General features: G+C 55.6%; 12 protein-coding genes and 1 pseudogene. 5 read left to right on the forward strand and 8 right to left on the reverse strand.

Going from position 1 to position 12,674, the window contains the following annotated elements:
* Window positions 1-135: 135 nt before the first annotated feature.
* From AC1DCP_RS22930 to AC1DCP_RS22940, 3 genes are all read right to left on the reverse strand, one after another.
* Window positions 136-855: a methyltransferase domain-containing protein gene (locus AC1DCP_RS22930; protein ID WP_112153442.1), complete on the reverse strand. Its 720-nt coding sequence runs from the start codon at window positions 853-855 to the stop codon at window positions 136-138.
* Window positions 856-884: 29 nt separating this feature from the next.
* Complete coding sequence (locus tag AC1DCP_RS22935; RefSeq protein ID WP_112153441.1) at window positions 885-1,595, reverse strand: YbhB/YbcL family Raf kinase inhibitor-like protein; 711 nt, start codon at window positions 1,593-1,595, stop codon at window positions 885-887.
* An 88-nt stretch (window positions 1,596-1,683) separates the two neighbouring features.
* Window positions 1,684-2,577 (reverse strand): helix-turn-helix domain-containing protein, encoded by an 894-nt coding sequence (locus AC1DCP_RS22940; RefSeq protein ID WP_112153440.1) that lies wholly within the window; start codon window positions 2,575-2,577, stop codon window positions 1,684-1,686.
* Window positions 2,578-3,149: 572 nt separating this feature from the next.
* On the opposite strand from AC1DCP_RS22940, the gene AC1DCP_RS22945 reads away from it, so the two are divergent.
* Complete coding sequence (locus tag AC1DCP_RS22945) at window positions 3,150-5,003, forward strand: ABC transporter ATP-binding protein (protein WP_111783841.1); 1,854 nt, start codon at window positions 3,150-3,152, stop codon at window positions 5,001-5,003.
* 883 nt (window positions 5,004-5,886) lie between these two features.
* Here the strand turns inward: AC1DCP_RS22945 and AC1DCP_RS22950 are convergent.
* Window positions 5,887-6,231 (reverse strand): annotated as a pseudogene (locus tag AC1DCP_RS22950) (arginase family protein); the annotation flags it as partial.
* Window positions 6,232-6,351: 120 nt separating this feature from the next.
* On the opposite strand from AC1DCP_RS22950, the gene xth reads away from it, so the two are divergent.
* The 3 genes from xth (at window position 6,352) to AC1DCP_RS22965 (ending at window position 8,581) form a co-directional block, all read left to right on the forward strand.
* A complete protein-coding gene (gene xth, locus AC1DCP_RS22955) occupies window positions 6,352-7,152 on the forward strand; it encodes an exodeoxyribonuclease III (protein ID WP_112153439.1) in 801 nt (266 codons plus the stop codon).
* Window positions 7,149-7,358 (forward strand): hypothetical protein, encoded by a 210-nt coding sequence (locus AC1DCP_RS22960; protein ID WP_035200757.1) that lies wholly within the window; start codon window positions 7,149-7,151, stop codon window positions 7,356-7,358. The genes xth and AC1DCP_RS22960 overlap by 4 nt, the downstream gene beginning before the upstream one ends.
* 212 nt (window positions 7,359-7,570) lie before the next feature.
* The gene (locus AC1DCP_RS22965) at window positions 7,571-8,581 is read left to right on the forward strand and encodes a serine protease family protein (protein ID WP_112153438.1); all 1,011 of its coding nucleotides are present in this window, start codon (window positions 7,571-7,573) and stop codon (window positions 8,579-8,581) included.
* A gap of 14 nt (window positions 8,582-8,595) precedes the next feature.
* Here the strand turns inward: AC1DCP_RS22965 and AC1DCP_RS22970 are convergent, their stop codons facing one another.
* The gene (locus AC1DCP_RS22970) at window positions 8,596-8,859 is read right to left on the reverse strand and encodes a hypothetical protein (protein WP_111783992.1); all 264 of its coding nucleotides are present in this window, start codon (window positions 8,857-8,859) and stop codon (window positions 8,596-8,598) included.
* A 230-nt stretch (window positions 8,860-9,089) separates the two neighbouring features.
* Here AC1DCP_RS22970 and AC1DCP_RS22975 point away from each other — a divergent pair, with 230 nt between their 5' ends.
* Window positions 9,090-9,269, forward strand: coding sequence for a hypothetical protein (locus tag AC1DCP_RS22975; protein ID WP_111791135.1), 180 nt, complete (start codon window positions 9,090-9,092; stop codon window positions 9,267-9,269).
* A gap of 495 nt (window positions 9,270-9,764) precedes the next feature.
* Here the strand turns inward: AC1DCP_RS22975 and AC1DCP_RS22980 are convergent, their stop codons facing one another.
* The 3 genes from AC1DCP_RS22980 to AC1DCP_RS22990 form a co-directional block, all read right to left on the reverse strand.
* Window positions 9,765-11,177 carry an ISNCY family transposase gene (locus tag AC1DCP_RS22980; protein WP_112153437.1) on the reverse strand — a complete coding sequence of 471 codons (1,413 nt, stop codon included), beginning with the start codon at window positions 11,175-11,177 and terminating at the stop codon, window positions 9,765-9,767.
* A gap of 257 nt (window positions 11,178-11,434) precedes the next feature.
* The gene (locus tag AC1DCP_RS22985) at window positions 11,435-11,734 is read right to left on the reverse strand and encodes a hypothetical protein (RefSeq protein WP_060641963.1); all 300 of its coding nucleotides are present in this window, start codon (window positions 11,732-11,734) and stop codon (window positions 11,435-11,437) included.
* A gap of 231 nt (window positions 11,735-11,965) precedes the next feature.
* The gene (locus AC1DCP_RS22990) at window positions 11,966-12,670 is read right to left on the reverse strand and encodes an HpcH/HpaI aldolase family protein (RefSeq protein ID WP_060641962.1); all 705 of its coding nucleotides are present in this window, start codon (window positions 12,668-12,670) and stop codon (window positions 11,966-11,968) included.
* Window positions 12,671-12,674: the final 4 nt, after the last annotated feature.

Consider the following 12,674-nt stretch of genomic DNA (forward strand, 5'->3'; position numbering starts at 1 on the left):
CGCTTTCTACCCTCTGGACGATGCAACTGCACTACAGAACCCACCATGAGTCATCACTGGAACTGTAAACTGCCGAGCCCGTTATAGAACCCCTGCAGATTTCATAAACCGCTGATGCCAGGTCTTGCTGCTATCTCAAAAGTTCGTAGTGGCTTGCGGCTCGCCCTGACGCCGACCACTGAGCACCGCGAAACGCCATGCTTTGAAGCTGCAGTCCACCTCGGAAAATCCCGTATCGTGCATCCATTGCAACTGGTTCTCGATAGGGGAGCAACGATCGTGGGACATCCGCTCGAGCGCTTTGGTGATTTCCTCTTCTGGTACGCCCAGCCTCCTGACCTGTTGCAGCCAGATTCGGGCGTAACGGGCCTCTACCTCGCAATCATGGCCGAGGACCTGCTCGGCGTTGACGAACAGGCCACCCTCCGACAAGGCGCTCCGAATTTCACCGAAGAAATGTTTTTTCGCTGCGTCTTCCAGATGATGGATCGCCAGCGCTGAGATGATGAGATCCCACGGACCGCCGAGTTCGGTATCTGACATGTCGGCCACGGCATAGCTAATGGCCGGATTGCCATCGAAGCGTTGCCGGGCCTGCTCGAGCATCTTTTCGGAGGCATCGACGAGGTGGATCTGGGCATCGGGGTGGCGGGCCAGCAGCATTGCCGTGAAAAGGCCAGTGCCAGCGCCAAGATCGAGCACACGCAGTTTCTCGGCGTCCCGCCAGTCGTCGATCAAGTCGAGCGCTGTCCCGTAAAACGTATCGAAACAGGGAATAAGGCCGCGCCGAATTGCGTCGTAGCCGGATGCATCCCGATTGAACACGGGTAAGGACGAAACATTTATCGGTGCCATGGTGTGTCTGAACCTTTCGGGATTGTGATCTACTTCGCCGTGGCGGCGGGGATCAGGCTCGGGTTCAATGAATATGTCGCTGTCGCCTCGCCGCTTGCAAGGATGTGGCCAGCCATGGCTTTTTCCACGTCTTCGCCAGTGAACGGCCCGGCAAGGCCCAGTGTCGCAACGTCAAGCGCGACCACCTCAAGGATGTAGCGGTGAACGCGCTGATCGTTTATGGGCGGGCAGGGGCCGTCGTAACCGCCATAGGTGCCTGCCATGCCATCAGTTTTGGCCAGAAAACTCGTATAGACATTGGCGCCGCGCAGTCCGTGTGGTGTCAGTCCGACCGGCTTGCCGCCCACCACTAGACCCTCGCTTTCCGTACCTTCGCCGATGGACATGATGCCGGCGGGAATATCGGCCAAAACCCAGTGGAAAACGTTGATCCGCGGCGCGTCGTCTGGAATCGTGGTACCAGGTTTATTGATGAGGCTAAAATCGAGTGGTACGTCCGGATCGGTCATCAGTAACACATAAGATCTGGTGCCCTCTGGGCCTGCCGACCATGAGACCCCCGGGCTCACGTCCTTCGCCCCTTTTCCGGGCGGGCAGAAGGCGGCGGAATCTGAAAACCGGCCAGAACCGTCAAGCCCTTCGATCTTTACGGACAGCGTGGAGTCCGCGGCCATGGGCGCTGTCGCCGAAAATGCGGCGGCCACAATGGCGGCGCATATGCTTCTTTTATTCCTGTTCATCTCGTCTCGCCTGGTTGATTTCAGTCGAGCATAGGGAACGATGCCAGTGCGGGTGGGCCCGATCTGATCAGCAATGAGCCTGAAGCGGTCAGGCTAATGGTTTTTTACGTGCCCTGCGAACGGTCGAAGGAGCCTGTCCGAAGGCATCCTGGAAGTGCCGCGAGAAGTGTGAACGCGATGCGTAGCCGGTAGCGGCTATTGCGTCGGCGACATCGGCATCCCGATCCGAGAGTATGAGGTAAGCGGCATGCATTCTTTCGGTGAGCAGCAGCGCGCGTAGTGAGTGGTTTTCGTCCCGTAGTCGCCGCCGCAGGGTGGCTTCTGACATCGACAGGGACGCAGCGACCGCGGCGGTTGACCACGCGTGATCGAGCCGGTGGCGGATCAGGAGGCGCACTGCTTCTGTGACTGAGCGGTCGACATATTTGGGCATCAATGGCAGCGCACCTTGTTCGGCCAGGATAAGCAGAACCTCGAGAACACGGTGATCTACGACGCGCCGGGAAAGGTCGAGCGCACCCGCCAGCGCCTCGCCACTATGGATGATTGCCGAGCAGAGCGTCGGACTGATCGTGATGGGCGAGCCGAGGGGTATGTCGCGCTTGGTGAGTTGCGGCCAAAGGCGTGCCGCCTCAATGACCAGGGTGCGAGAGAAGCGGACGAAGAGGGCGCGATAGACGCCAGTATCGGCATCTGGTTCATTGACAACATCAACCTCCGCACCGGCCGGCAGCACGAAGGCGTCGCCGGCGTGGTAGATATTGCGTTCCGCGCCCCACAGCACTTCTTTGCGGCCTTCGATGACAATGACGAGGCCGGCTGCGGGCATGCTGAGCTCGGAAATGGTTTCCCTGTGACGGGCGACGAAGGCCGAGATGGACGGTGGATCTTCGTTTTCGAGCATCAAGCGCGTGTCGCGCTCGGCCAGCGGGCGAAGGGCATCGACGAGACGCCGCCGTAGTGTTTTGTCGCTGTCACGCATTGAACAAGCTATCTCGAAATTGGATCAGGCGTCATTGCTATGTTGAAATCAAGTCGCTGTCGATACGCAGCCGAAGGGCGCTGAAAACGGAAAAGGTAACGTCTGCCATTGGCGATCCTTTGGAGGGCTACAACGTCTGAGATGGTCGGATATTGCAAGCCGGCAAAGCGCCGTTATCTTGGTCGTGGAGGTTGTCATCGCGCGCCTGAACGCAGAGTGCTGGACGCCTTAACGGTTGGAATTACGTTCAGAAGCAGTCAAAGTGTTCACTGCGTTTGACGGCAGCTATTTCACTCTCGCCGCCATAAATCAGACAGTCCGGTCCCGGCCCAAGGCGAAAATAACTTTCGTTTTGGACCGTCGGGTCGCCCATTCGTTCCGGCAGAGGTGCATCCCAAAGCGGTCACTTATGTTTCGGAATGATGGAGATGCTGGTCGAGAAGTGTTGGATTCGTGGCGTTGGCTCGTGCCGGACGTCGGCTTAGGGAACGAGGTCATAATTGATGCCGTCGCAGAAATGCTAAAATATGCCGAGACCCTCTGATCTTTCCTCAATTGGAGTTCGAGCCCTGATGTCGATTTCCGATACGATCTATCGACCCTTTGAAACGCTGATCCAACCCCTCGACATCCCCTATCAGCCGTTGCCCGCGAAAGGCCCGGTGGCTGTTCTCCTGCACTTCATCCGGATGTTCCGCGGCATCTTGCTCGTGCTCGCCCTTTCCACAATGGCAATCGAGGCCATGAATCTGACGATTATTTGGGGACTATCGGTCATCGTTGATGGCGTGACGCAACAGGGCGCAAGCGCCTTCCTGCACAATGAATGGTTGCTTCTGACCTTGCTTGGCCTGATGCTGTTTCCCGCAATCCCGCTTGGTTCCTTTCTCGTCAACACGCTGAACTCGCATACGCTTGGCATTGGTATGCCTGCCGCCATTCAGTGGCAGGGCCACAAGGCGGTGGAGCGGCAGGATCTGGCCTTTTTCCATGATCTCTATGCTGGTCAGGTCGCCTCACGTCTGCAGCAGGTGGCCTCTGCCGTGCAGCAGCAGATCATATCGGCCTTCCAGTCCATCCCGCGCTTCGTGATGCAAATGGCTGGGTCGGTCATTCTCTTGAGCGCTCTCTCCTGGCAGCTCGCCTTGCCGACCATCGTCTGGATCACGCTTAACGTTCTGCTCGCTATCAGGCTGGCACCTGTATTTACCGAGCGCTCGCGCCGTTCCGCCAAGCGGCGCAGCCTGATTTCTGGCGCGATCACCGATCTCTACGGCAATATGCAGATGGTGAAGCAGTTTGCCGCCGAAGACAGCGAGGCGGGCGCTATCCGCGGCATTATTGCCAAGGCCATCAGTGCCCAACAAAGTGAACAGCGGATCTACCGCACCTCGGAGGTCATAGTCGTTGTCCTCAACATGATGCACTGGCTGGCGATACTCTCGATCGGATTTACCGGGCTTGTCGATGGTTTCGTCACGATCGGCGAATTCACGGCTGCCGTTTACGTCCTCAGCCGGCTGTCTGCTCACACCTTCACGTTCCTACAGATGGGCCAACAGATCTTCCAGGCAGTCGGTACGATCAAGGACGCCATGCCCGTCATGACGACACCGCCCACCATCACCGATCGTCCAGACGCAGCGGATCTTACCATTCGCCATGGCGAAATCCGTTTCGAGAACGTCCGTTTCGCCTACAAGACTGGCAAGCCGGTTATCGATGATCTCTCGCTGACGATCCGTCCCGGTGAAAAGGTTGGACTCGTCGGGCTATCGGGGGCTGGCAAGACCACACTCGCCAACCTCCTGCTGCGCTTCTACGATATCCAGGACGGCGCGATCCTGATCGACGACAAGGATATTCGCTCGGTCACCCAATCAAGTCTGCGCCGCGTGATTGGCGTTATAGCCCAGGATGTGTCGCTGCTGCATCGTTCGGTCGGCGATAATATCCGCTATGGGCGACCGGAGGCGAGCGCGCAGGAGGTGGAAGATGTCGCCAGAATGGCTGCTGCCGACACCTTCATAACAGAACTCTCCGATAGCGATGGCCGCAAGGGCTACGACGCCTACGTCGGTGACCGCGGCATCAAACTGTCCGGCGGCCAACGCCAGCGTGTCGCGATCGCCCGCGTTCTCCTGAAAAACGCTCCGATCCTGATCCTGGATGAAGCAACTTCGGCCCTCGACAGTGAATCCGAAGCCGCGATTCAGGAGAAACTTGATCTTTTGATGCAAGGCAAGACGGTTATCGCCATTGCCCACCGCCTATCGACCATCTCCAGCATGGACCGCATCGTCGTGCTCGAAAACGGCCGCATAATAGAGGAAGGCCCGCCGGGGGAGTTAATTGAAACCAATGGTCTTTTCGCGCGGCTGTGGCAGCGGCAGACGGGTGGATTTATTCCTGACGACATCAACTGAACTCGCCTTTGCGGTAAAACCCCAGTTACTCGCGACGCATTCCGGAATTGTTTGCTGAACAGATGGTCTGCTTCACGGTGAATAGTGTTCCTTGTCCAAAGGGCAGCGGACAGTGCCAGAGTCGTCGTCGGCTCCCTGTTTAACCTGAGCGTCGCGCGTTCTTCCTCCGGCCAATCGCGGCCGAAGGAGAACTCAAATCGATATCGCAAGTATGATCCTGCTGGATTGGGGCGACCAGCACCGCATAAAGCTCTCACTGGGCGGGATTGGCCCCGCCGAATTCCGCCGGAATCTCGGAATTGCAGCATAAGCCGTCCAAGAATTTGTCCGCACCTCCAAGGGGTCGATGTTCCTTGCTGATTTACAGGCGCTGTGTCTTCCTAAGGTCCTGCGACTGATATGGGTCAATGGCGGGTAGCTGATATTTCTCTTTATTAATGGACGCGCTGCACMGAGATGAAAATGTAGAAACGGAGAAATTCTTTTGGACTCTGGAGTTGCTCTTCTGCATGGAGGATTTCGAGCAGGTATACCCGCATGACACTATGAGGTGCGACCTATTCACCGCCACGCCTGGCCGATTAAAGCTATTTTCCGGCACGCGTCATGCTAGCAGCCTGATGAGGTCACTATCTGCATCCTGGCCACGTACGTCGAAACGGGAGAGCCCGCGCTCACGCAAGCGGGCTCTGTATTTTTGAACTTCGCGTCTGTGAGCTGGCCACCGTACGCTCCTAGCTATTCCCAGTGATACACACGGGAATATCTTGTCCTGCAAGGCTTGCTCCTCGTGTCGCGTTGTGGCTCCGATAATGTCCAGGTCGACGGTTCAAGGCGTTTAAGCTTTCTCAGGCGTTGGTTGGCAGACCGCCTAGGTGCAGTTTCATTTGCCTGAGGCAATCGCCGGGCTGAGGCGGATCAAACTAAGGATCTCAAAGAGCATTTGGGCGCCGATATGGGCGGTATTGGTGGTTGTGTCATATTGTGGAGCGACCTCAACGACATCGCCACCGACGAAATCCACGCCCTTCAGTCCGTGAAGAATGTCGAGCGCCTGCCGGCTGGTGGGCCCCCCGATTTCTGGCGGCCCAGTGCCCGGCGCGAAGGCCGGATCGAGGCTATCGATATCGAAGGACAAATAGGTCGGGCCATCGCCAACCACTGCGCGCGCCTTTTCGATGATGGCGTCAATGCCCATCCTGCCAAGATCTTCAGCATGGATCAGTGAATGCAACCTCTAGGGGGTAGTCATTTCAGGAAGTTTAATCTCCCTGTCCGCTGACAAGCGCCACGAGGCCAAGCACGACGCAAAGCCGGGCGAGGGCGATAAAGGCGACCAAAAGCGCAAGTGAAGGTCGCCACGTTTAATGTCAACGGCGTGAACGGTCTGCTCGAGGTGCTGCTTCGCTGGCTAGCCGAGGCGGCTCCGGATGCTGTCGTGCTCCAGGAACTGAAGGCGCCTGATGCCAGGTTTCCGGTTAAGGAGATCGAGAAATCCGGATACGGGGCTGTGTGGCACGGCCAAAAGTCCTGGAACGGCGTCGCGATACTCGCCCGCGGTCAGGATCCTCTGCTTACGAGGAAAGGGCTTCCGGGTGATCCGGAAGACGATCAGAGCCGATACATCGAGGCAGTCGTCGACGGCATCGTGTTAGGCGGCCTTTACCTGCCGAACGGCAATCCTTATCCCGGCCCGAAATTCGACTACAAGCTTCGCTGGTTCAAGCGCCTGCACGATTATGCAACCGAATTGCTAGAGCTAGAAGTGCCTGTCATCCTGGCGGGGGACTACAATGTCATCCCGACGGAGCTTGATGTCTACAAGCCGGAGCGGTGGAGGGATGATGGGCTCTTCCGCATCGAGGTGCGTGAAGCTTTTCGCGAGCTGGTAGAGCAGGGCTGGACCGACGCTCTCCGGCAGCTCCATCCGGGAGAACGCATCTACACGTTCTGGGACTATTTCCGAAACGCCTATGGCCGCGATGCCGGATTGTGTTTGGATCACTTCCTTCTAAGTCCTGATCTTACGAAGCGTCTATCCAAGGCTGAGGTCGACCGACATGTGCGTGGGTGGGAGCACACCAGCGACCACGCGCCAGTCTGGATCGAACTTTCCGACAAGCCAATCAAACGGAGGAATAAGAGATGAACAGCGAATGGCGAGCCGATCTTCGGTTGGAACTTGAGGGCCTTATCGACAGGTTTGTCGTCCAAGGCGTTGACCATGAGGACGTTCTCAAGGTCGCTCGTGAGCGGATCGTTGAGCTCGAGAAATCTCGCCACGTGGATCCCGATCCCGCAGAGGATGAAGCCGTAGTCGATGAACCCGCGAACGATTGGCCTGCTGCCACCTGATCGTTCGCATTTTATTAAGGGCCGTCGTCTCTGCAAACACTCCAACTGTCACAGATCAGAAAAGGAAATCCCGATATGGATGGTATGTCTGTAATGGAGCGGGTTGGGCTGGTGTGGGCGTACCGCCACTGATTTTCCCGCTGGAAAACACAATCGAGGTGTATCAATATATGGAAGTTTCTGCACGATAGTACTTGAAGGATAAGCTTTCGATGAAGGTTGTCGTTATACTTGCTCTGTTATGCGCCACGCCGGCTTATGCAGAAGTGAAATGGGAAGGCTTCAAGGACGTTAACGGAAATCCGCAGATCGTTGATCAAAAGCTCGCTGACTCAGTCGTGCGGGTCTTCAGTGTCGGATCGGTGCACAAGAGTACTGATAAGCCGGTAAAAACAGTCGACGTTAGTAAGGTTCGCAAATTTAGCGCCGAAGATTTGGATGCTTCAACCGAAGATTTATTTGCTAAAAATTTAGAAAATATTCAAATTGAGAGTTGCCGCAAGCAAGACCTAAGGAAATGTCCCATTATGTCGGTATATACCAGTTTTTCGGGGCATTTTGACAAGGGTCGCATACTTAAGACTTGCCGCCACCCTTTCCACAATTGGTTGATCTGGGCCTCCAAAGCCAACAATCGCAAAATTGGAACGTTTTCTCCGCCGATGGCTATAACTGACAGGCATGCGAAAGCCGTTTACAACTCGGCCGTGGTCTCGTTTGAAGATATGCTGCAATTTACGATGATAAACACCTCGGCGAAGCTAAATTTTATTTTAGGAGATCGTATAGAAGATCTGTCAAAAGCAGATAAAAATGCGTATTTGTCGACCGACTATGCGGAACTCGAATCTAGAAACGCATTGATGCCTTCAATTACTCAGGATTACGATGCAGACGTAGGCGACTTAGATTTGGACGAAGACATATATTTGATTGGATACTCCGGCAAAACGGAAATGTTCAGCAACCAGTCTTCCAATGCCGTTGGCGGAAAATTGGTGGCAACAAGCGGACGTATCAAAATAAATTTTGAAAAAGAAAATTCAGTTGGGGCATCAAATGTTACTTTCGGCGGAATGAGCGGCGGCGTACTCGTCCACTCTTGGGGAACGATTATAGGGACAAGCTGTGGGTGGGTTAACTATAAAGGCAAAGAGAAGTTAGCGGTGTCTATGTTTAACGACCATGCTGCGATCAACGAGATGTGGTCGAAACTACCGTAGTTTTATCGAGTCGTTTAACGTCTTGTGAATTTGTTGACCGCGAAACCGACCGCCGCGCCGATGGCAGTTACGATAAGCATATGGTCGATGAGTTCGGTCTTTACGACTGCGAAGTCCTGAACCACAGGCTGCCACAGAAATTCAATTGGCGCTTTTTCTCCGATAAGCGGAAGCTTGGGGCGCGTCAGAAAACCTACCGAAAAGCCCGCGAGACTGCCAATTGATGTAGCGCAAATCGGGTAAATTCTCGGCCGGAGACCAAGCTTTGAATGGGCCATTTAGTATTTCTCCTTTGTCGACCCTCTAACTGCTTGCTGAGGACTGATAGTAGTGGAGCGCGATGCGCGTAAGCTACCTGACGGAGAAAGCTGAATGCAACTGGCATATACTCTGTATCCGGTCGGTCAACCAGTCGTCGGTAGATGGGCAGCTCCATGACTTGGGAGGAAGCGCTCGTGAAGCTCTGCGGGGAAACTCTCACTCGATCGACGTCGAAGTGGCGGTGAAGATGCCGTCGAGTAGTCCGAGCGTAATCCGTGGCATCGTGCAGCCTTTCGATTGGACCGTCCTTGCCAAGGTACCGATCTCGGCCAACTTTCTGTCAGCGACCGTTCAGGTTCAGACGAATCTTGGTGAAACCGTCGCAGCCAAGTTCATCCGTGTGCGTGCTTTGCCGCTGGCAGCGTAACATACGCGGCCCCGGCAATGGGCCGCGTATGAGGTTAGGTGGTACTGCCACGTTGGCATTCAATCAGTCAGTGATACGCTCTAGTCGTCTTTGCCAGCTTCACATTGGAGCCCCTAAACCTCGTTATGGCTTCACTGCCTCGAAATACTGGCCCGACGTTTCTCCCCAAATGAGAAAAATGCAATTGATCGAAACTTGGCGGGGCATCGTCCAGAAGGCCGCGACGAGAGTGGAGAAGCACGCATATCCATCACATGGTAATGGGCGAGCTTGCACCCCGTTCAAGGCTGCCGCTGAAACGTCTCATCAGGACATCCGCATTCACACGGATTGCAGACTCATTGCGCACTAGCCGCTCTGTCGTGGCGAACAGCATCCCGATCCGCACGTGCGCCCTCTCCAGGAATGGCTTCCTGGCTAATCTGTTGAAAACTACCTGCCGGACGCTGGAGAAGCTAACCCAAGTGCACCATACCCGCGCTTTAGGGTAGGGGATCACCTTCCTTCTTGCAAATGAGCCATGAACACCTCGGCCGGCGTCCTGTATCCAAGGCATTTGCGCGGTTGATCGTTGATATGACGCGTGAGGTGGAGAAGGTCGCGCTGTGACACGACTGCCAGGTCTGTGCTGCCTGGCAGGAAGCGTCGAATTCGCTTGTTGGTATTCTCGACGGTCCCTTTTTGCCAAGGCGCGCTTGGGTCGCAAAACCAGCTGCACGCACCGAGCCGCTTGTTCTCGGTGATCGCCGCATGCGTGACCCGCTGATCCTTGTCGAATACCGTATAGGGCAGGGAGTACCCTCTCCAGCGCACGTCCAGTCGATCATCCGCATAGGCATAGGTCTCAACATATTTACCAACAAGGCCGCGCGTGACGTCGGTCTCCTCCAGCATGATGCGTTTGCGTTCATAGGAGAATGTCAGCTGTGATCCAACATAACGCTGTTCACGCTTGCAAAGGACATCGGATAACCGATCCGGTGCGAGGTTCACCGGTCGGTGCAGGTCATCAGATCGGGCAGGGACGACCGCAAATCGTGCGTTATAATCCTCCATGAAGTCAGGCAAAAATGCATTACCGGCGTCCATCGTGTCGATGCCAGCCAATCGCAAGTCCTTGACCAGCCGATCCTGCAATGTTCGGTTCATCCGTTCCACACGGCCCTTCGCCTGGCTTGAATTTGCACAGAGAATCTCGATATTTAACTCACACAGCGCCCGCCCGAACTGGGTCATTCCCTGGCCACCTTTGGCGTCCTTCTTTGCCACCCGGAACACCGAATGCTTGTCGGAATAGAAGGCAATCGGCGCGCCGTGACGCTTGAGATAAAGCGCCAGCGCCTCGAAGTAGGTGAAGGCGCTCTCGGAACGCACAAAACGCAACTGCATCAACCTGCCGGTCGCGTCGTCGACGAACACCAGCAACGAACACGCTGGCCCGCGATCCTCAAACCAACGGTGCTCAGAACCATCAATCTGCACCAGCTCGCCATAGGCCTCACGTCGAAGTCGCGGCTGGTGAAACGTCCGCCGCTGCTTGCGCGACAACCAAAGTCCAGCATCGACCATCCAGTTGCGAACCGTCTCACGCGAGACCTGCAGGCCATCACGCTCGGCAAGCTTCTCGGTCGCCAGGGTCGGTCCGAAATCCGCATAACTCTCCCGAACGAGCGCCACAGCGTAGTCGCGAATACCATCATTGATCCGGTTGTTCGACGGTCGACCAATGGCCTTGTGCCGGATCGAGGCTGCACCGTCAGTGCGCATTCGGTCCAGGAGGCGGCGGACCTGGCGCTCGCTCAGATCGAGAACATGTGCCGCTGATACCATCGTCATTCGGCCGGCCATGACTTTCGACAAAACCTCGATCCGCTGCAGATCGCGCTCGCTCATCGTAATCAATCCCATCTGCAATCTCCCAGACGTCAATCAGACCCGGGGAGTGTGACATTCCAACTTTGCAGAAACAGGACACTTTAACTTTGCGGCTACAACTGATAATCGCATAAGATATATTATGGAACAGAATTTCGAATAGGCGATGCTCTTTCAATTCTGATGGGAATATAGCGATACGCGCAGGTGCGAACGGTCAGTGGTTCTATAAGTCGTCACCTTGGGCATTCTCCCGGTCCAGACCATCGAAGCGCTTTCAGGACGAGCAGTTATGAAAGGTTCTCTCCGTAAAAAAGCATCATTACAGTGAAGACGAGAACACCAAAGCCTGCCAGGCCGAAAGCGCGAAAAGAGGAAGCTCGGCCTTTCTGAAGCAGTGCTACCACAAAAGCGCAGACAGACCAGAGCGCTGTGAAAATTATCAATAACCAGGAATACACAAACGGACCAAGGTCGTAGCCTCCCCCGCCAATTGATGGTGCAGTATCTGTATCGACTTGAGCTGCTATCAGAACCGACACAGGGACAGCTAGCATCAGCAGCCAAATATAGAGCGACTTGTTTTCCATAGGGTTTAAAATCGCCTTATTTTGGAGGTCGATCCGCCAGTTCTGGCGTATATGTTTGACCCGATGTGGCTCGTCAATATCGTGATAGTTGCTCTACTAGACTGCGCGACGAACGCCAAGAGAGCTTTCGATCGCCCGCAAAAACCGAATGTCACATCCTTAATCGATCCCTTAGACGACCGCGTTATGAGCGCACGAGAGCCCGAACAGCTGGAAGCTCATCCGATACTGCTAGCGCGCTATGGTTTGCTTGATGCTCGCGATACCTCGCCTCAGAAATGGATCCGTGTGGATATAGAAATACTGGGCGCCTTTATCGAGCCAGTGCGGCAGTTCGTTTGCCGTGGCCAGCGTGCCGGCTATCTTTCCGGCCTTGCGGATTTTCTCAATCGCGACCCCGACTTTTTCCATGACAGCGGCCGGACGCGGTTCGCCGAGTGGTGGAGCGGGCGGATAACCCATGTCCTGGGAGAGATCACCAGGACCAATGAAGAAGACGTCGACGCCCTCGACCTTGACCATCTCGTCGAGATGGTTGTCGATCGCGTTCTGCGTTTCGATCATTGCCACGACGAGGCGTTTTTCGTAATCGGAGGGCAGCGCGTAACGGACTGCATCAACGATCGCGAGGGCCTGCTCCGGAGTCTCGACCATTGGAACCATGATGCCGTCAGCACCCGCATTAAGGTACCGAATGATCAGCGGTCGTTCGTGCGAATGCGGACGAACGACCGCTGCGCCGCCGGCGGAGCGTACGATCTGCCCTGTCATGCGAACGTCCTCAAAACTCCAGGTGCCATGTTCGCAGTCCAGGAACACGGCGTCTGCTCCCAATTCTATCAGCCGGCCTGCGAGTCCGGTCGAGACATGATGGGTATTGTACATGGTGATCGCCTCGCCTGCCAAAAGCCGCGAGCGCAACTTCGCTCCGTTCATCGTT

Source organism: Agrobacterium sp. 10T429, from assembly GCF_056393925.1.

Bases quoted from the DNA above. Each gene is read 5' to 3' on its own strand.
- AC1DCP_RS22930 (WP_112153442.1), bottom strand. From the start codon at position 855: ATGGCACCGATAAATGTTTCGTCCTTACCCGTGTTCAATCGGGATGCA.
- AC1DCP_RS22935 (WP_112153441.1), bottom strand. From the start codon at position 1,595: ATGAACAGGAATAAAAGAAGCATATGCGCCGCCATTGTGGCCGCCGCA.
- AC1DCP_RS22940 (WP_112153440.1), bottom strand. From the start codon at position 2,577: ATGCGTGACAGCGACAAAACACTACGGCGGCGTCTCGTCGATGCCCTT.
- AC1DCP_RS22945 (WP_111783841.1), top strand. From the start codon at position 3,150: ATGTCGATTTCCGATACGATCTATCGACCCTTTGAAACGCTGATCCAA.
- AC1DCP_RS22960 (WP_035200757.1), top strand. From the start codon at position 7,149: ATGAACAGCGAATGGCGAGCCGATCTTCGGTTGGAACTTGAGGGCCTT.
- AC1DCP_RS22965 (WP_112153438.1), top strand. From the start codon at position 7,571: ATGAAGGTTGTCGTTATACTTGCTCTGTTATGCGCCACGCCGGCTTAT.
- AC1DCP_RS22970 (WP_111783992.1), bottom strand. From the start codon at position 8,859: ATGGCCCATTCAAAGCTTGGTCTCCGGCCGAGAATTTACCCGATTTGC.
- AC1DCP_RS22975 (WP_111791135.1), top strand. From the start codon at position 9,090: ATGCCGTCGAGTAGTCCGAGCGTAATCCGTGGCATCGTGCAGCCTTTC.
- AC1DCP_RS22980 (WP_112153437.1), bottom strand. From the start codon at position 11,177: ATGGGATTGATTACGATGAGCGAGCGCGATCTGCAGCGGATCGAGGTT.
- AC1DCP_RS22985 (WP_060641963.1), bottom strand. From the start codon at position 11,734: ATGGAAAACAAGTCGCTCTATATTTGGCTGCTGATGCTAGCTGTCCCT.
- AC1DCP_RS22990 (WP_060641962.1), bottom strand. From the start codon at position 12,670: ATGAACGGAGCGAAGTTGCGCTCGCGGCTTTTGGCAGGCGAGGCGATC.